Source organism: Thalassospira sp. ER-Se-21-Dark, from assembly GCF_017922435.1.
Classification (GTDB): domain Bacteria; phylum Pseudomonadota; class Alphaproteobacteria; order Rhodospirillales; family Thalassospiraceae; genus Thalassospira.
Genome location: NZ_VDEZ01000001.1, coordinates 896,350 through 913,722, shown reverse-complemented (window position 1 = coordinate 913,722; position 17,373 = coordinate 896,350). Strand labels below are relative to the sequence as shown.

Genomic DNA, 17,373 nt, shown 5'->3' with positions numbered 1-17,373 from the left:
TCTGCGTGCAACAGGATGCGTCGGGCGTCATGATGGTACCCGGTCAGGATTTTCAGTCAGGAGAGCGGTGCCATGCGGGTTTTCTTCAATTCGCGCCACGATGCCCATGACGGGGCAGGCGAAATGCATCACGGACGCATGGTGCCATGTTTCGAGAATGCCCGGCGTATTCCGATCATTCGCGATGCCGTCGCGCACGCGATCAAGGCGCAGCTGGTTGATCCGACCGATCATGGCCTCGGCCCGATCCGCGCGATCCATGAGCCGGACTATATTGATTTTCTGGAAAACGCCTGGAGCGAATGGACCAAGGCAGGGAAAAGCGGTGACGCCTTCCCCTATGTCTGGCCGACGGGCGGTTTTTCAGGCGGCAAGCCCGAACATATCAGCGCGCGTCTGGGTCAGTACGCCATTTCATCTGATACACCGATAACCCAGGGGACTTGGAAGGCCGCCTATTGGGGGGCGCAAACCGTCATATCGGCAGCTGAGGCAACCTGGAGCGAAGGCGAAGCATCCTTTGCCCTGACCCGTCCGCCGGGGCACCATGCCCATGCCAACCGTTATGGTGGATACTGCTTCTTGAACAATGCCGCCATCGCCGCCCAGCACATGATTGCCAAGGGGGCAAAAAAGGTCGCCATCCTTGATATCGACTACCACCACGGCAACGGTGCGCAGGACATTTTCTATGAGCGCGGCGATGTTCTGACGATTTCCATCCATGCTGATCCAACCCATCAATTCCCGTTCTTCATGGGCTATGCCAATGAAACCGGACGCAATGACGGGCAGGGTGCCAACCTGAATATCCCGCTGCCAGCGGGTACGGATTTCGCGGGCTGGGGGGCTGGCTTTGCCAAGGCGATGCAGAAACTTCTGACCTGGCAGGCCGATGCGCTGGTGGTGGCCCTTGGTGTTGACGCCCACGAGGCCGAACCGATTTGCGACTTCAAACTCCAGACCGATGATTTTAACCGCATCGGGCAGATGATCGGGCGTATGGGGCTTAAAACCATGTTCACCATGGAAGGCGGTTATGCCCATGATGTGATCGGGCAAAACGTTGCCGCGGTTTTAAGCGGGTATCTGGCGCTTGCCAAAAGCTAGACCGGCCTAAATCGAATACAAAAAATCGCCCCGGCATCTGTTCGGGGCGTTTTTTTGTTTAGCATTCTATTTGTTTAACGTTCCCAGGGCGGTGTGCCGCCAAATTCCGCGACCAGAAAATCGACAAAGGCGCGGACCCGCGTCGGCAGATAACGGTTTTCCGGATAGAGCGTATAGACCGCGTGTGACGGTGGCTGGTAATCGGGCAGGACGCGTTGAAGGCGTCCGTCGCGCAGATATTCGTCGACTTCCCAGTTCGATTTCAGTGAAATGCCATGCCCGTCAAGGCACCAGCGGGTCAGGACTTCGCTGTTATCGGAATCCATCGAACCAGCGACGGCCAGCGTGACCGGGGGCTCATCATTCGGCCCTTGCAGGGTCCATTGATATTGCTGTGATCCCGGGAAGCGCAGCAGCAGGCAATTGTGGTTCAAAAGGTCGGCGGGCACCTTGGGCGCGCCGTTCTTTTTGATATAATCCGGGCTTGCGACCAGCATGCGTTTGTTGGTGGCCAGCTTGCGGACAATCAGCGAGCTTTCCTTAAGCTCGGCAATGCGGATGGCAAGATCGACCTTGTCTTGCAACAGATCCAGCAACCGATCGGACAGATGCAGGCGGATTTGCACATCCGGGTTCTGATCAACGAACTTCGGAATGATCGGGGCGACAAACTTGTTGCCGAATGCCACCGGGCAGGTCAGCGTGACCGGGCCGCGGGTGGTGTTTTTCTGGTTGGCGATGGCGTTTTCGGCTTCCTGCATTTCCGAAAGAATGCGCAGGCAGTGCCGGTAATAGACATCGCCTTCCGTCGTCAGATTGACCCGGCGCGTTGTGCGATTGAGCAAACGCACCCCAAGCCGTTCTTCAAGGCGGGCAATCCGGTTTGACACCACAGCCGCCGAATGGCGCAATTCACGCCCGGCCGCAGAAAGGTTGCCAAGTTCGGCAACACGGACAAAAATCTGGATGTCCTCGAAGTCGGACATGGCGCGGGAAGCTCCTGATGTCTGAGGTCTTTTGCATTATTCTACGTGCAAATTGGCGGGCACACTGTGCCATTTTAAAGATTAATTTGAAAGTCATTTCGATTATGCTCAACCCCTAAATAATAGAGCCGGTCGGGTGACTGTGTTAGGAAACAGATCGACTGGATTGAACCCGGATAAAGCCATCAGAGCGACTTCAAAAGTCCCGGGCATCATCATCAAGGCAGGGCTGTCAGCGCGCCGGAAACCGCGCACAGGCGAGACGGAGGTTTCAAGCACCGTGGATATTCTGTTTCAGGACTGGATCAATTTGATCCTGCGCTGGGCGCATTTGATTACGGGCATCGCCTGGATCGGGTCTTCGTTCTATTTCGTCTGGCTTGACCTGAGTTTGCGCAAGCGCCCGGACATGGATGAAGGTGTCTATGGCGAAGCCTGGATGGTGCATGGTGGCGGGTTCTATCATGTGAACAAATGGATGGTCGCCCCCAGTTCCATGCCGCCGGAACTGCATTGGTTCAAATACGAGGCCTATTTCACCTGGATTACCGGCTTCGCACTTTTGGTCACCATGTATTACTGGAGTGCCGAAAGCTATCTGATCGACCCAAGCGTGCTGGCGCTGACCAAGATGGATGCGATCCTGATTGGGCTTAGCAGCCTGTTTGCCGGTTGGGTGATCTATGACATCATCTGCAAAAGTGCGATTGGCAAACGCACCGATACGCTTGCGGTCGCGCTGTTCATCCTGATCATGGCGGCGAGTTATCTGTTTACCCATGTGTTCAGCGGGCGCGGTGCGTTTATCCATGTCGGTGCGATGATTGGTACGATCATGGCCGCTAACGTGTTTCGCATCATCATCCCCAACCAGAAAAAGGTCGTGGCCAGCCTGATGGCCGGGGAAAAGCCCGATCCGAAACTGGGACTGCAGGCCAAGCAGCGTTCAACGCATAACAACTACCTGACGCTTCCGGTGTTGCTTATGATGATCAGCAATCACTATTCGATGCTGTTTTCCCATGATCAGTCCTGGCTGATTGTCGGTTTGATCCTGATCATCGGTGGGTTGGTGCGCCATTTCTTTAACACACACAATGCAGGCGGCACCGGCAAGGCGATTGCCTGGCAGCTTCCGTCGGCTGGGGTGGGGATGGCGATCCTTGCGATGTTTGCGTCCTATGATCCGAACGCGGTCAAGCGTGCCGATGACGACGTGATTACCGCCAACCATGCCTTGGCCATCGTTCAGACCCGTTGTTCGACCTGTCATTCGGCCAACCCGAGTGACGAGGGCTTTGACGAAGCCCCGGCAGGCGTGATGTTTGATGATCTGGCACAGATCGAAGCCAATGCGCAGCGTGTTCTCGCACAGGCGGTTATTGGCCGGGCCATGCCGCTTGGCAATATGACGGAAATGACCGACGAGGAACGCGCGCAGCTTGGCCAGTGGATCCGGGCTGGCATGCCGGAATAAGCAGACAGGGACAAGATCCAAAGGAAAGAGCGGTCGTACACCACGACCGCTCTTTTGCGTTGACGGATTGCTTTAAGGTCGGCGGGGATGGGGGATCAATTCCAACCTAAACGTCAGCGCGATAGTTCATCGGTACCCAGTCATACATCGTGGCATCTTCGCGCACATGACCAAATCCCGGGAAGGCGACGTGGCAGCCAGCAACCAGGTACTTGTCCTGTACTGCTTCGGCAAAGGCCGCTTCCCGTGATTTGATTGCCATGTCGGTGTCGCCGTCAAAGGCGATGGCAATATTCGGATCGTCAAACTGCACGACATCGCCATGGGTAATGTCGCCCCAATAAACAAACTTCTCGCCCTTGCTTTCGATCCAAAGCGCGCTGTGGCCTGGCGTGTGGCCGGGGCGGAAAGTGGTGTTGACCATGCCTTCGATCGCCGGGGCATCGGGTGCGTATTTGGCAAGCTTGCCACTATCGATATAGGGGGTCAGGGCCGTAACCGCCTGATCAAAGAACGCCTTGGCATCTTCAGGCGCGGTCGCCTTGTTTTCGGCACTGAGCCAGAACGCGGCGTCTGCCTCTGGAACATGGACGGTGGCATTGGCAAAGACCTTGTTGCCAGCCAGTGTCAGGCCGCCGGTATGGTCGGGATGAATGTGGGTAATCGCGACATCATCAACCTGATCAGGGTGATAGCCCGAGGCAATCATATTAGCCGGAAGTTTGCCAAGTGCCGGTCCCATCAGATCGCTCGTACCCGCATCGAGCAATACAAGACGATCCCCGAAATTCAGCAAATAGGCATTGACCGAAAGATAGGTTGGGGTTCCCTGAAACGCCTTGGCAAGGGCCAGGCGTGCCTGTTCGGGCGTGGTGTTGACGTAAAGATCGGCGATGGGGAACTGGGCCGCACCATCAGAAAGGGCGGTGACTTCGACATCCCCGACCATGACACGGTAATAGCCCGGTGCCTGTGTGCCAACCAGCGGTGCCTTTGCCTTTGCGGCCAGTGGCACAAAGACGGTGCTGCCAATCGCGCCAACGGCACCGGCGGCAAGCGTGCTTTTGAGCAAATCACGACGTGATAGCATTTTTCTTTTCCCTCAAATCATGCCGGTGTGAGCCGACGGGTTGTAAGCTGATGGGGAAAGGCTATAGTGCGATCAGTCAGTAATCAAATCGATACCAGTCATGGATAATATTGATCATTTCAATTTACGGTCATTTGACCTCAACCTGATGATTGCGTTTGACGCCATGATGCAGGAAATGAGCGTGACCAAAGCGGCCGAGAAACTGCGCATCGGGCAGTCCGCAATGAGCCACAATCTCAATACCTTGCGCATGTTGCTGGCCGATGACCTGTTTGTGCGTGTGGGTCAGAAAATGCAGCCGACAGCAAAAGCCCGTGCGCTGGCCGGGCCGGTGCGCACCGCCCTTTCGCAGGCACAGAACGCCCTTCATGCGACGGATTCTTTTGATCCGCAAACCGCCCAGCGTGTTTTCCGTTTGGGCGTGACCGGTGAAATGGACATGATTTTGCTGCCGGTTCTGATGCAGCATTTGCAGCAGCAGGCACCGGGCATCAAGATTTTGAGCCGTACCATCACGTCTGAAACGGTTGATAGAATGATCAATGGCGGCGAGATCGATCTGGCGATTGGCTGCAAAAGCCAACTCAACACAGGCCATTTCGGCGAGGTTCTGTTCAACTCGGAAGTCGCCTGTTGTTTTAATCCCGATATTCTCGATTTGCCGCTGCCGATGTCGCGTGCGCAATATTTGGCATCGCGGCATGCGGTTCTGTCCCAGACCGAGAATGTCGCCGGGTGTGTTGGCGTCGCGCTTCAGGGGATGGGCATCGAACTTGATGTTGTTCTGGCGGCGCCTGATTTCATGCCGCTTCTGGCAGCGGCCCGAAACAGTGCCGTGATTGCCACTGTGCCGTGTCGTATTGCCAACCAGTATGCGCCGTTATTCGGGTTGTCTTATTGCCCGATGCCGATTGATGTGGCGTTTCCGCCGGTGAGGATGAACTGGGCTGTGTGGACGGACAAGGATGTTGGTTTGATCTGGTTGCGTGATCAAATCCGCACAGCAATTAACGCGATCGCGCCGGACCGCGAATTGCAGGCGGCCGAGTAATTCCGGACAAATACAGCCAGAAATCAAAACGCCCCGCCGGTCTCCCGACGGGGCGGGAAGCGGGCCGACACAGGGCAGATTGTGGTGCAATAAGCTCAGCGCAGGCGAAACTTCCGCGCTCCAGATAGGCTGTGAAAACCCTGACGTCAACATGATCAAAAATTAATCAAAATGTAATCAATGATTGAAAAATAGTCATTCAAAACACGGCTTACGCAAATATTTTCCCCAAAATAGCTGTAAAATGGTTTCTTATTGCGTGAGAATCCCTCGATTCGCGATTTTATTCGATCTGGCCTCTGAGTCTGGCACGGTTTTAGCAAGTGCAACGGCGGTGCAATAGAAACTCAGTGGAGGCTATAAATGAATAAGAAGCTTCAGGCGCTCATTGGCGCCGGGGCCATGGCAGTGTCTGCAATGGCAATGTCAGCCGCACAAGCAGCAGAAACCATCAAAGTTGGTGTGCTGCACTCTCTTTCCGGGACGATGGCGATTTCCGAAACCACGCTGAAGGACACTGTTCTGATGCTGGTTGATGACCTGAACAAGAATGGTGGTCTGCTTGGCAAACAAGTCGAAGCCGTTGTTGTTGACCCGGCTTCTGACTGGCCGCTGTTTGCTGAAAAAGCCCGCGAACTGATCGAACAGGAACAGGTTGCTGTTGTCTTCGGTTGCTGGACGTCGGTCTCGCGTAAATCGGTTCTGCCGGTCTTCGAAGAACTGAACAGCATGCTGTTCTATCCGGTTCAGTACGAAGGCGAGGAAAGCTCGCGCAACGTGTTTTACACCGGTGCAGCCCCGAACCAGCAGGCCATTCCGGCTGTTGATTACCTGATGAGCGAAGATGGCGGCTCTGCCGAGCGTATCGTTCTTCTGGGTACCGACTATGTTTATCCGCGTACCACCAACAAGATCCTGCGTTCTTATCTGAACGGCAAGGGTATCTCCGATGAAGACATCATGGAGAACTACACCCCGTTCGGTCATTCTGACTGGCAGTCGATCGTTGCTGACGTGAAAGCATTCGCATCTGCTGGCAAGAAAACCGCCGTGGTTTCGACCATTAACGGTGACGCGAACGTTCCGTTCTACAAGGAACTGGCAAACCAGGGCATCAAAGCCGAAGACATTCCGGTTGTTGCCTTCTCGGTTGGTGAAGAAGAATTGGCTGGTATCGATACAGCGCCGCTGGTTGGTCACCTTGCTGCCTGGAACTACTTCCAGTCGGTTGAGTCTGATGCCAACACGGCCTTCATCGAAAAATGGCACGCCTTCATCGGTGATGAGTCGCGCGTAACCAACGATCCGATGGAAGCTACCTATATCGGCTTTAACATGTGGAAACAGGCTGTCGAGCAGGCTGGCACCACCGATGTCGATGCGGTTCGTCAGGCAATGTATGGCCAGGAAGTTGCAAACCTGACCGGCGGTACCGCTGTCATGAACACCAACCATCACCTGTCCAAGCCGGTTCTGATCGGCGAAGTCCAGGATGATGGCCAGTTTGACATCGTTTGGGAAACCGAAGGCACCGTCGTTGGTGATGCATGGTCGGACTTCCTGCCGGAAAGCGCAAAGCTGACCGCCGACTGGACCTATCCGTGGGTCTGCGGCAACTGTGAAAAACCGATGTACTAATTGGTTACGGATGGGCCGGTCGTGGCAACGCGACCGGCCTGTTCATTTTCAACGCAATCAGCACCTGCCGGCTGTCCGCGTTTTCTTTATCCAATTTTCCATATTGAATTCAAAGGTTTGGTGATCATGCGCAATGACATGTTTTCAGTGCTGCGCCGTTCTCCGTTCTCATTGGCCAAAACGCGTGACGTCGCCCTTCGACTGGGTGCCTTGATCGCGTGTCTGGCCCTGCTTGTGGTCGCGACACCCAATAGCGCACAGGCATTCAGCGACGAAGAACTGCGAAACATCGCCGAACAGTTAAATGATAAAAGTGCGAGCAAGAAGGTCGCGGTGATCGAGGAAATGGCAGCGGACGGTGATCCGCGCGTCGCCCCGATCCTTAAGGCCATGCTTGATGGGGACCTTTATGTTCGCGACAGCGACGAGCATGTCGTCATCGCCACCAAAAAGGGCAAGGTCTTTACCCATATCGACATCGTCAGCGGCGAAGAAGTCGGTGAAAGTTCATCCAAGGAACTCTCCAAGATCAAGATCAACAACCGTCTGCGTGGTGCGCTGCGCGATGCGTTGGCGACGCTGAACCTGTTCAGCCCGGATCTCAATATCCGAAGTGCTGCGGTCGAGCAGATCATGGATGCCCGTGATCCGGCGATGTTGCCGTTGCTTCTGCGCGCGATTGATCGCGAAGAGGATGAAACGCTTCTGGCACGGATGGAACTGGCGCAGGCCACCATGGCACTGGCGGCCGGTGAAACTACCGAAGAACGCCTAAGCGCGATTGATGTTCTGGCCAGTGAAACCACGCCGCAAATTCGTGCGGTGCTGTCGCAATTTGTCGCCAGTGCCGAGGCAGAAGGCTACGAGCCCGAAGTGGTTGCCGCCGCCGAGGATGCGCTTGAAGCCGTCGAGGGGCGCCTGTCGACCTGGCAGACGATTGGGGATGTCTATCGCGGTATCAGTCTGGGGTCGGTTTTGTTGCTGGCGGCGGTTGGTCTTGCCATCACCTTTGGCGTGATGGGCGTGATCAATATGGCGCATGGCGAAATGATCATGATCGGTGCCTATACCACCTTTATGGTTCAGCAGGCGCTTGGGACCATTCTGCCATCCGGGTCGGCATGGTCATTGGTGATTTCAGTGCCAGCCGCCTTTTTGGTCGCGGGGGCAGTCGGAGTTGTGATCGAACGATCTGTCATCCGTTTCCTCTATGGTCGGCCGCTTGAAACCTTGCTGGCGACATGGGGTGTCAGCCTTGTCTTGCAGCAGGCGATCCGAACGATTTTCGGGGCGACCAACCAGCAGGTCACCGCACCTGATTTCATGAGTGGTGCGATTGAATTTTCGACCGGTCTGGTGCTGACATATAACCGGCTGTGGATCATTTTGTTTAGCATCATCGTGGTTGCGGGTATTGCAGCCGTGCTGCGCTATACCGCGTTTGGTTTGCAGATGCGCGCCGTTACACAGAACCGGCGCATGGCCGGATCGGTTGGTATCCGGACCGGTTATGTCGATGCGCTGACCTTTGGTCTGGGGTCGGGAATTGCAGGCATCGCTGGTGTGGCGCTCAGCCAGATTTCCAACGTCAGCCCGAACCTTGGTCAGACTTACATTATCGACAGTTTCATGGTCGTCGTGTTCGGTGGGGTCGGGAACCTTTGGGGCACGGTGCTGGGCGCATTCAGCCTTGGCATTGTGAACAAGTTCCTTGAGCCGATGGCAGGTGCCGTTCTGGCCAAGATTTTTGTTCTGATTGCGCTGATCCTGTTTATCCAGAAACGACCCAAGGGGCTGTTCGCCCTTAAGGGTCGCGCAGTGGAGGCCTGATCCATGACCGATTATCGTCAAAAGTATCAAATGACACCGGTGATTGGCTGGCTGTTGAAAGACCGCGGCGGGATGATCCTTTTGGGTATCCTGATTGCAGCCGCCATTCTGGTGCCGGCAAGCAATTTGTTGTTGCCCGAAAGCTCCGCCTTCCATGTGCCGACCTGGATGGTCAGCCTGCTGGGCAAGTATCTTTGCTATGCGCTGCTGGCACTCAGTGTCGATCTGATCTGGGGGTTCTGCGGGATTTTGTCGCTGGGCCACGGGGCGTTCTTCGCACTTGGTGGCTATGCCATGGGTATGTATCTGATGCGTCAGATCGGTGATCGTGGCGTTTATGGTGATCCGATCCTGCCGGACTTCATGGTCTTCCTGAACTGGCAGGAATTGCCATGGTACTGGTATGGCTTTGACATGTTCTGGTTTGCCATTGTTATGGCGATGTTTGTGCCGGGGCTTTTGGCCTTTGTGTTTGGCTTCCTTGCCTTCCGGTCGCGCGTGACGGGGGTGTATCTTTCGATCATCACGCAGGCCATGACCTATGCGCTCTTGCTGGCTTTCTTCCGCAACGATATGGGCTTTGGTGGCAATAACGGTCTGACCGATTTCAAGGATCTGCTGGGCTATTCATTGCAATCGGATGGCACACGGGCTGGCTTGTTTGTCGCGTCCTGTGTGTTTCTTGGCATCTGCTATACGGTGGCGCGCGGCATTACCCAGTCACGTCTGGGCAAGGTGCTGATTGCCATTCGGGATGCCGAAAGCCGGGTGCGTTTCACGGGCTATCGGGTTGAATATTACAAGCTGTTTGTCTTTACCGTTTCGGCTGTCATGGCCGGGATCGCCGGTGCGCTTTATGTGCCTCAGGTCGGCATCATCAACCCCGGCGAATTTGCCCCGGCCCTTTCGATTGAAATCGTTATCTGGGTTGCTGTTGGCGGGCGCGGCACGCTTTATGGAGCGGTGCTTGGCGCGTTTATCGTCAACTATGCCAAGACCTTCTTTACCGGGGCGATGCCGGACTTCTGGCTGTTCTTCCTCGGCGGGTTGTTCATTGCGGTGACCCTGTTCCTGCCAAAAGGTGTGATCGGGGCGGTGCCGGCATTCGGATCGGCAGATCGGCAATCATTGTTCACGACCTGGCGCAAACGACGCGCAAATGAAGGAGGCAAGGCATGAGCGAAGCAGCCGCCATTCAAAAGAATGCCTCGGACGAGGAACAGGTCAAATCCGCGCGGTCGGAAACCATCCTTTACGTCGATGGTGTGTCGGTGACCTTTGACGGGTTCCGCGCACTCAATAACCTGTCCTTCTATGTCGAGCCGGGCGAACTTCGTGCCATCATCGGCCCGAACGGGGCGGGCAAGACAACCATGATGGATATTATCACCGGCAAAACCCGACCTGATACCGGTGATGTCCTGTTTAAAAGCGAGATCGATCTGACCAAGCTGGACGAGGCGGAGATTGCCAATCTGGGCATTGGCCGCAAGTTCCAGAAGCCGACGGTGTTTGAAAGCCATACGGTGTTCGACAACCTGCTTTTAGCGTGTTCGGGCGGGCGAGGGGTGTTTCAGGCCCTGTTCCATCGCCTTTCTGATGCGGAAAAGATCAAGATCGAAAAGACGCTGGTCACCATCATGCTGGAAGACAAGCGTGATGAGATGGCCGCCAACCTTTCGCACGGGCAGAAACAGTGGCTGGAAATCGGCATGCTGTTGATGCAGGAACCCGAACTTCTTCTGGTCGATGAGCCAGTTGCCGGCATGACCGATTCCGAGACTGAGGAAACGGCGAAACTTTTACGGTCGATTTCCAAGGAATACTCGGTCGTGGTGGTTGAGCATGACATGGAATTCGTCCGCGACCTTGATTGCAAGGTGACTGTTCTGCACGAAGGATCGGTTCTGGCCGAAGGGCGCCTTGATCACGTGCAAAAAGACCCGCGGGTCATTGAAGTCTATCTGGGACGCTAGGGGAAAACTGTCATGCTTGATGTCAGCAATATTGATCTGTTCTATGGCGCGTCCCATGCGTTGCGCAAGGTGTCGCTGAGTGCGGAAACCGGCAAAGTTACCGCGGTTCTGGGCCGTAACGGGGTTGGCAAAACATCCCTGATGCGGGCCGTTGTTGGCCAGCACCCGATTGCAGATGGCAACATCAAATGGGAAGGCAAGGATATATCGCGCGATCCGTCTTATCGTCGCTCGGCCAACGGTATCGCGATTGTCCCGCAAGGGCGCGAGATCTTCCCGCTTTTGACCGTGAAGGAAAATCTTGAGACCGGCTTTGCCGCATTGCCGCGCGCCATGCGCCATATCCCCGACGAGATTTTTGAACTGTTCCCGGTGTTGCGCGACATGCTGGGACGTCGCGGTGGGGACCTTTCGGGCGGGCAGCAACAGCAGTTGGCCATCGGGCGCGCGCTTGTCACCCGTCCGCGTTTGCTGGTGCTCGATGAACCGACCGAGGGTATTCAGCCATCGATCATCAAGGACATTCAGCGCGTCATCAAACAGCTGGCCGACCGCGGTGATATGGCGATCCTGCTCGTCGAGCAATATTTTGAATTCGCGCACGAACTGGCCGACGAGATTGTCGTGCTTGAACGTGGAGAGGTTGTTTTGTCTGGTGCCAAAGACACGCTCGATCGTGAAAAAGTCCGTGCCTATCTGACTGTTTGATCGGCATTTGCCAAAATTTTGCGCAAACTGGATGCTGTCAATCGGGCCAGATGCCGCCAAACTCCCTATATCGGCGGGGCGTTGGCGGTTGGCCCGCATCTTGCTGTGAGGACCCTTGATATTAAGGCTCCATAAGTGGGCCGCATTAATCAGGTGACTTTGTGCAGCTTCGCAAACTTGAACCGACAACATCCGCAGATTCGAATGTGGAGATGGAAACGCCAGTAACGCCCACCCGCATCATTACCGATGGCCGGGCCGAGGTGACGTTTCGTCAGGGCACGGGTGCGGCGCATCGGGGCGGGCATGCAGCCCTTGATCATCTTTATTACCGTGACCCGATGAAAATCCTGTTCCCGCGCCCGGTTGCGGGGGATCTCGCGACGGCCGTTCTGGTCACGACATCGGGCGGCATGGTCGGTGGCGATAAGCTGGCCTTTACCGGCAAGGTGGAGGCGGGCGCATCCGCCCTGTTTACCGCGCAGGCGGCTGAAAAGATTTACCGGTCGGTCGGGCCGGATTGCGAAATGTCGGTTGATCTGGATGTGGCCGATGGCGGGTGGCTTGAATGGTTGCCCCATGAAAGCATCCTGTTTGATCAGGCCCGGCTGAAACGCAAAACCACCGTGCGTGCATCGGGAAGCGGCATGGTCATGGCCGGCGAGATGATGGTGTTTGGCCGCCTTGCACGCGGCGAGGTGTTTACCACGGGCCTGGCACGCGATGCGTGGGATGTTTCGATTGACGGTCGCCCGATCTGGCGCGATGCGCTGCATCTGGAAGGTGATGTGTTGCGCATGCTTGATCACGCGGCCGCCTTTGACGGTGCACGCGCCAATGCGACCGCCATTCTGGTCGGGCAGGGCGCGGAACAAAACCTTGAAGCCGCGCGTGACTGTCTGGCGCAGGCGTCTGAGGGGCTTGAGGCGCGCGATGTCTTGTGTGCCGCGACCGCGATGAAGGGCATTGTGATTGCCCGTTTCATGGCGCGCGATCCGATGAAATTGCGCCGGGTTTATGGTGCGTGGTGGAAAACGTTCCGCCATCAAACAAGGGGGCTTCCCGCACGCTTGCCGCGTTTGTGGGAGATTTAATTGATGAAGCCAAGGAGTAGGCAGGCATGAATCTGACGCCACGCGAAAAGGACAAACTGCTGGTTTCGGTCGCCGCCATGGTGGCGCGCAATCGCCTTTCACGGGGGGTGAAGCTTAATTACCCCGAAGCTATCGCGATCATTACCGACTATGTCGTTGAAGGCGCGCGCGATGGCAAATCTGTTGCCGATCTGATGCGCGACGGGGCGACCGTGATCACGCGCGATCAGGTAATGGATGGCATTGCCGAAATGATCCACGAAATTCAGGTCGAGGCGACTTTCCCGGACGGGACGAAGCTTGTGACCGTTCATGAACCCATTCGTTAAGGAGACCGGCCATGATTCCAGGTGAAATCATTACCAAGGAAGGCAGCCTCATCCTCAACGAGGGGCGTGAAACCAAAACCATCACCGTTGCCAATACCGGGGACCGTCCGGTGCAGGTGGGGTCGCACTATCATTTCTATGAAACCAATCCGGGCCTTGATTTTGACCGCGAAGCCGCACGTGGCTTTCGCCTTGATATCCCGGCGGGGACCGCTGTTCGTTTTGAGCCGGGCCAGTCGCGTGAAGTCAATCTGGTGAAATATGCCGGGACCGGCACGGTCTATGGCTTTAACGCCAAAATCAACGGCAAGCTTTAAGCGGGGGGATGGAATAAATGGCTTACGAAATTGATCGTCCGTCCTATGCGGCCATGTTTGGCCCGACCGTCGGGGACAAGGTGCGACTGGCGGATACCGACCTGATCATCGAGGTCGAAAAAGACTTCACCACCCTTGGCGAGGAAGTCAAATTCGGTGGTGGCAAGGTGATCCGTGATGGCATGGGTCAGTCACAGGCAACGCGCGCCAATGGCGCGGTAGATACCGTGATCACCAATGCGCTGATCCTTGATTACACCGGCATCATCAAGGCCGATATCGGCATTCGCGATGGCCGCATCGCCGGAATCGGCAAGGCCGGGAACCCGGATGTGCAGCCCGGTGTCGATATCATCATCGGTCCGGGCACCGAGATCATTGCCGGTGAAGGCAACATCATCACCGCTGGCGGTATTGATGCCCACATTCACTGGATCTGCCCGCAGCAGGTTGAAGACGCGCTTTATTCCGGTGTGACCAGCATGCTGGGCGGCGGTACCGGCCCGGCGGCGGGCACGAACGCCACAACCTGTACGCCAGGTCCGTGGCACATTGCCCGGATGCTGCAGGCGGCAGACGGCATTCCGATGAATATCGGTTTCTTTGGCAAGGGCAATGCGACCCTGCCGGGATCGCTTGAAGAACAGGTCAAGGCGGGTGCCTGTGGTCTTAAGCTTCATGAAGACTGGGGCACGACCCCGGCTGCGATTGATACCTGCCTGTCGGTCGCTGATGACCTTGATGTGCAGGTCATGATCCATACCGATACCTTGAATGAAAGCGGCTTTGTCGAACATACCCGTGCATCGTTCAAGGGCCGCACCATTCACACCTTCCACACCGAAGGTGCCGGTGGTGGCCATGCGCCAGATATCATCAAGCTGTGTGGTGAGGCCAACGTCCTGCCGAGCTCGACCAATCCGACCCGGCCGTTCACGGTCAATACGATTGACGAGCATCTGGACATGCTGATGGTCTGCCATCACCTTGATCCGAAGATCCCCGAAGATGTCGCCTTTGCCGAAAGCCGCATCCGCCGTGAAACCATCGCGGCCGAGGATATCCTGCATGACCTTGGCGCGTTTTCGATTATCTCGTCAGACAGTCAGGCCATGGGGCGCGTTGGTGAAGTCATCACCCGGACCTGGCAGACGGCAGATAAAATGAAAAAGCAGCGCGGTGCGTTGCCTGAGGATTCTGGCAAGGGCAACGATAACTTCCGTGCCAAACGCTATGTTGCGAAATACACCATCAACCCGGCGATTGCGCAGGGTATTGGTGCGCATGTCGGCTCCATCGAAGTGGGCAAGATCGCCGACCTTGTTGTCTGGAAGCCGATGTTCTTTGGCACCAAGCCCGACATGGTGATCAAGGCGGGCATGATTGCCGCCGCCGCCATGGGCGATCCGAACGCATCAATCCCGACGCCGCAGCCGGTGCATTATCGTCCGATGTTTGGCGCGTACGGCAATGCGCTTGCGAAATCGAGCTTCTCGTTTGTCTCGCAAGCGGGCATTGATGCGGGCATTGCCGCCGAGTTCGGCCTGTCGAAGGAACTTCTGGCGGTGTCGAACACGCGCAATATCGGCAAGAAGGACATGAAACTGAATGATGCTTTGCCGGTAATGGAAGTTGATCCGGAGACCTATCAGGTGACGGCGGATGGTGAGCTTCTGACCTGTCAGCCGGTGGATGTTGTGCCGATGGCGCAGCGTTACTTCCTGTTCTGATCGGTGGCTGAGAACACCATGCGTCACGCCATTGAACATATCCCGGTTGATCGTGCCGACACATCCGAAGTGCGCGGTACGGTCACGCTGGCCTTTTCCGACCGGCATCGCCGCCGCATTCGTCTGCATGATGATGCAGGGGAGCCATTCTTGCTCGACCTGCCGCATGCGGTGCGTCTGGCGGATGGCGATCGGTTGCGCCTTGTTGATGGCGGGGTGATTGTCGTCCGCGCGGCCGAGGAACCGGTTCTGACCATCACGGCGGCCGGTCCGATTGCGGCCGCCAAACTGGCCTGGCATATCGGCAACCGTCACACCCCGGTTCAGGTTTTGAATGACGGGCGTCTGCGCATCATTGATGACCATGTCATGCGCGACATGATTACGGGCCTTGGCGGTGTGGTAGAAAATGAAATCGCGCCGTTTGATCCGCTGAACGGTGCCTATCACGGGCTGGGCGGCGCGCATGGTCACAGCCATGGCAACGATCATTTCGACCATGACGATCATGAACATGATCACGGGCATGATCACAAGCACAGCCATCACCACGGGCATTCCCATGATCACGGATGACCTGACCCTTAACCCGGCTGGCCTGATGCGGTTGATGACGTGGCTTAGTCCGTCATTCCCGGTCGGTGCCTATACCTATTCGCATGGCGTGGAATATGCCGTCGAAGACGGCCGGGTGACGTCGGCTGATAGCCTGATCAACTGGGTTGAAGGGGTTCTGGAATTTGGCGCGGGGCGGATTGATGCGGTGCTGTTTTGTGCCGCATGGCGTGCTGCCCGCGCTGGTGATGAAGCGGCCCTGTTTGAAATCGGGGTCGAGGCCGATTGTTGGCGCGGCACATCCGAGATGGCGTTGGAGGCAACTGCGCAAGGACGTGCCTTTGTTTCGACCATGCAAAAGGTCTGGGGCGATGGTGTCGTTACCCGCTGGGCCAGTGCAATGCGTGAAGATGACCGACTGCCATCCTATCCGGTGGCTGTGGGCATTGCGGCCGCCCAGTTTGACGTGCCGCTGCGTGATGCGCTGACGGCGTATTTGCATGCGATGGCGGCAAACCTTGTGTCCAGTGCGGTACGTCTGGTGCCGCTTGGGCAGACCGATGGTGTCAGATCACTGTCGTCGCTTGATGGCGCGGTGACGGTTGCAGTCGATCACGCCATGCAGACAGACCTTGCCGATCTTGGTGCCGCGGCACCGATGGTCGACTGGACGTCGATGAAACACGAAACCCAATATACGAGGCTATTTAGATCATGAGCTCTCCCCTTCGTATCGGAATTGGTGGCCCGGTTGGTTCGGGCAAGACCGCCCTTCTGGAACGCCTGTGCAAGGCGATGCGCGATGAGTTCAACATCGCCGCCATCACAAACGATATCTACACCCGCGAAGATGCCGAATTCATGACCCGTTCGGGCGCACTGGCCGCAGACCGCATTGCCGGTGTTGAAACCGGTGGCTGCCCGCATACGGCCATTCGCGAGGATGCCTCGATCAATCTGGCAGCGGTCGAAGACATGGCGGCCAAGCATGCCGGGCTTGAGGCGATCTTTATTGAATCCGGGGGCGATAATCTGTCGGCCACCTTCTCGCCGGAGCTGGCCGATATCACGATTTACGTCATCGACGTTTCCGCCGGCGACAAAATCCCGCGCAAAGGCGGACCGGGCATCACCCGATCCGATTTGCTGGTGATCAATAAGACTGATCTGGCACCGCTTGTGGGGGCTGATCTGGGCGTGATGGACCGCGATGCCAAGAAAATGCGTGGTGATCGTCCGTTCCTGTTTACCAATCTCAAGGCGATGGACGGCCTTGAAGACGTGAAAAACTTCATCATCGAGACAGGGGGGCTCCGCCAATCCGCAGCATCCTGATATGGGGATATAAGGATAACTGCACGGGCAGGGCCATGTGCCTTGACCCAAGGATGACGGGAGCACGCACCGCCCGGCTGGCAACAGCCGGGCGTTTGTGTTTTCGCGGCCAAACAATAAAATGCAACTTTTTAGTTGCATAAC

The 17,373-nt window shown here is 56.4% G+C and carries 17 protein-coding genes; 15 read left to right on the top strand and 2 right to left on the bottom strand.

The genetic code is table 11. The features are described 5' to 3' along the window. The first annotated feature begins 72 nt into the window (after positions 1–72). Positions 73–1,110 (top strand): histone deacetylase family protein, encoded by a 1,038-nt coding sequence (locus tag FHI25_RS04135; RefSeq protein ID WP_210515345.1) that lies wholly within the window; start codon positions 73–75, stop codon positions 1,108–1,110. Positions 1,111–1,184: 74 nt separating this feature from the next. Here the strand turns inward: FHI25_RS04135 and FHI25_RS04130 are convergent, their stop codons facing one another. Beyond that, the gene (locus tag FHI25_RS04130) at positions 1,185–2,096 is read right to left on the bottom strand and encodes a LysR family transcriptional regulator (protein WP_210515343.1); all 912 of its coding nucleotides are present in this window, start codon (positions 2,094–2,096) and stop codon (positions 1,185–1,187) included. Positions 2,097–2,376: 280 nt separating this feature from the next. On the opposite strand from FHI25_RS04130, the gene FHI25_RS04125 reads away from it, so the two are divergent. Further along, positions 2,377–3,573 carry a urate hydroxylase PuuD gene (locus FHI25_RS04125; protein ID WP_210515340.1) on the top strand — a complete coding sequence of 399 codons (1,197 nt, stop codon included), beginning with the start codon at positions 2,377–2,379 and terminating at the stop codon, positions 3,571–3,573. Positions 3,574–3,679: 106 nt separating this feature from the next. On the opposite strand, the gene FHI25_RS04120 is transcribed toward FHI25_RS04125, so the two are convergent. Further along, positions 3,680–4,663, bottom strand: a complete 984-nt coding sequence (locus FHI25_RS04120; protein WP_210515338.1) for an MBL fold metallo-hydrolase — start codon at positions 4,661–4,663, stop codon at positions 3,680–3,682. A 100-nt stretch (positions 4,664–4,763) separates the two neighbouring features. On the opposite strand from FHI25_RS04120, the gene FHI25_RS04115 reads away from it, so the two are divergent. From FHI25_RS04115 to ureG, 13 genes are all read left to right on the top strand, one after another. Next, a complete protein-coding gene (locus FHI25_RS04115) occupies positions 4,764–5,717 on the top strand; it encodes a LysR family transcriptional regulator (RefSeq protein WP_246878888.1) in 954 nt (317 codons plus the stop codon). 363 nt (positions 5,718–6,080) lie between these two features. After that, positions 6,081–7,355, top strand: coding sequence for an urea ABC transporter substrate-binding protein (gene urtA, locus FHI25_RS04110; protein ID WP_008888426.1), 1,275 nt, complete (start codon positions 6,081–6,083; stop codon positions 7,353–7,355). A gap of 126 nt (positions 7,356–7,481) precedes the next feature. Next, positions 7,482–9,185: an urea ABC transporter permease subunit UrtB gene (gene urtB / locus FHI25_RS04105; protein ID WP_246878887.1), complete on the top strand. Its 1,704-nt coding sequence runs from the start codon at positions 7,482–7,484 to the stop codon at positions 9,183–9,185. Between the two features lie 3 nt (positions 9,186–9,188). Beyond that, positions 9,189–10,364, top strand: coding sequence for an urea ABC transporter permease subunit UrtC (gene urtC / locus FHI25_RS04100; protein WP_064787639.1), 1,176 nt, complete (start codon positions 9,189–9,191; stop codon positions 10,362–10,364). Further along, positions 10,361–11,161 (top strand): urea ABC transporter ATP-binding protein UrtD, encoded by an 801-nt coding sequence (gene urtD, locus FHI25_RS04095; protein ID WP_063086766.1) that lies wholly within the window; start codon positions 10,361–10,363, stop codon positions 11,159–11,161. Before urtC ends, urtD begins: the two co-directional genes overlap by 4 nt. Positions 11,162–11,173: 12 nt before the next feature. Then, positions 11,174–11,869 carry an urea ABC transporter ATP-binding subunit UrtE gene (gene urtE, locus FHI25_RS04090; RefSeq protein WP_210515333.1) on the top strand — a complete coding sequence of 232 codons (696 nt, stop codon included), beginning with the start codon at positions 11,174–11,176 and terminating at the stop codon, positions 11,867–11,869. Positions 11,870–12,030: 161 nt separating this feature from the next. Next, positions 12,031–12,963, top strand: coding sequence for an urease accessory protein UreD (locus FHI25_RS04085; RefSeq protein ID WP_210515330.1), 933 nt, complete (start codon positions 12,031–12,033; stop codon positions 12,961–12,963). Between the two features lie 26 nt (positions 12,964–12,989). Then, positions 12,990–13,292 (top strand): urease subunit gamma, encoded by a 303-nt coding sequence (locus tag FHI25_RS04080; RefSeq protein ID WP_210515327.1) that lies wholly within the window; start codon positions 12,990–12,992, stop codon positions 13,290–13,292. Positions 13,293–13,303: 11 nt separating this feature from the next. Beyond that, complete coding sequence (locus FHI25_RS04075; RefSeq protein WP_008888419.1) at positions 13,304–13,609, top strand: urease subunit beta; 306 nt, start codon at positions 13,304–13,306, stop codon at positions 13,607–13,609. Between the two features lie 17 nt (positions 13,610–13,626). Further along, the gene (gene ureC, locus FHI25_RS04070; RefSeq protein WP_210515325.1) at positions 13,627–15,339 is read left to right on the top strand and encodes an urease subunit alpha; all 1,713 of its coding nucleotides are present in this window, start codon (positions 13,627–13,629) and stop codon (positions 15,337–15,339) included. Between the two features lie 18 nt (positions 15,340–15,357). Then, positions 15,358–15,915, top strand: a complete 558-nt coding sequence (locus FHI25_RS04065; protein WP_210515323.1) for an urease accessory protein UreE — start codon at positions 15,358–15,360, stop codon at positions 15,913–15,915. Further along, positions 15,818–16,612, top strand: coding sequence for an urease accessory protein UreF (locus tag FHI25_RS04060; protein ID WP_349237961.1), 795 nt, complete (start codon positions 15,818–15,820; stop codon positions 16,610–16,612). Before FHI25_RS04065 ends, FHI25_RS04060 begins: the two co-directional genes overlap by 98 nt. Next, positions 16,609–17,229 carry an urease accessory protein UreG gene (ureG, locus tag FHI25_RS04055; protein ID WP_008888415.1) on the top strand — a complete coding sequence of 207 codons (621 nt, stop codon included), beginning with the start codon at positions 16,609–16,611 and terminating at the stop codon, positions 17,227–17,229. Before FHI25_RS04060 ends, ureG begins: the two co-directional genes overlap by 4 nt. Positions 17,230–17,373 lie beyond the last annotated feature (144 nt).

What these genes read in the sequence shown, in the direction of transcription:
- FHI25_RS04135 (WP_210515345.1), top strand. Translation starts at nt 73, where the DNA reads ATGCGGGTTTTCTTCAATTCGCGCCACGATGCCCATGACGGGGCAGGC.
- FHI25_RS04130 (WP_210515343.1), bottom strand. Translation starts at nt 2,096, where the DNA reads ATGTCCGACTTCGAGGACATCCAGATTTTTGTCCGTGTTGCCGAACTT.
- FHI25_RS04120 (WP_210515338.1), bottom strand. Translation starts at nt 4,663, where the DNA reads ATGCTATCACGTCGTGATTTGCTCAAAAGCACGCTTGCCGCCGGTGCC.
- FHI25_RS04115 (WP_246878888.1), top strand. Translation starts at nt 4,764, where the DNA reads ATGGATAATATTGATCATTTCAATTTACGGTCATTTGACCTCAACCTG.
- urtA (WP_008888426.1), top strand. Translation starts at nt 6,081, where the DNA reads ATGAATAAGAAGCTTCAGGCGCTCATTGGCGCCGGGGCCATGGCAGTG.
- urtB (WP_246878887.1), top strand. Translation starts at nt 7,482, where the DNA reads ATGCGCAATGACATGTTTTCAGTGCTGCGCCGTTCTCCGTTCTCATTG.
- urtC (WP_064787639.1), top strand. Translation starts at nt 9,189, where the DNA reads ATGACCGATTATCGTCAAAAGTATCAAATGACACCGGTGATTGGCTGG.
- urtD (WP_063086766.1), top strand. Translation starts at nt 10,361, where the DNA reads ATGAGCGAAGCAGCCGCCATTCAAAAGAATGCCTCGGACGAGGAACAG.
- urtE (WP_210515333.1), top strand. Translation starts at nt 11,174, where the DNA reads ATGCTTGATGTCAGCAATATTGATCTGTTCTATGGCGCGTCCCATGCG.
- FHI25_RS04080 (WP_210515327.1), top strand. Translation starts at nt 12,990, where the DNA reads ATGAATCTGACGCCACGCGAAAAGGACAAACTGCTGGTTTCGGTCGCC.
- FHI25_RS04075 (WP_008888419.1), top strand. Translation starts at nt 13,304, where the DNA reads ATGATTCCAGGTGAAATCATTACCAAGGAAGGCAGCCTCATCCTCAAC.
- ureC (WP_210515325.1), top strand. Translation starts at nt 13,627, where the DNA reads ATGGCTTACGAAATTGATCGTCCGTCCTATGCGGCCATGTTTGGCCCG.
- FHI25_RS04065 (WP_210515323.1), top strand. Translation starts at nt 15,358, where the DNA reads ATGCGTCACGCCATTGAACATATCCCGGTTGATCGTGCCGACACATCC.
- FHI25_RS04060 (WP_349237961.1), top strand. Translation starts at nt 15,818, where the DNA reads ATGGCAACGATCATTTCGACCATGACGATCATGAACATGATCACGGGC.
- ureG (WP_008888415.1), top strand. Translation starts at nt 16,609, where the DNA reads ATGAGCTCTCCCCTTCGTATCGGAATTGGTGGCCCGGTTGGTTCGGGC.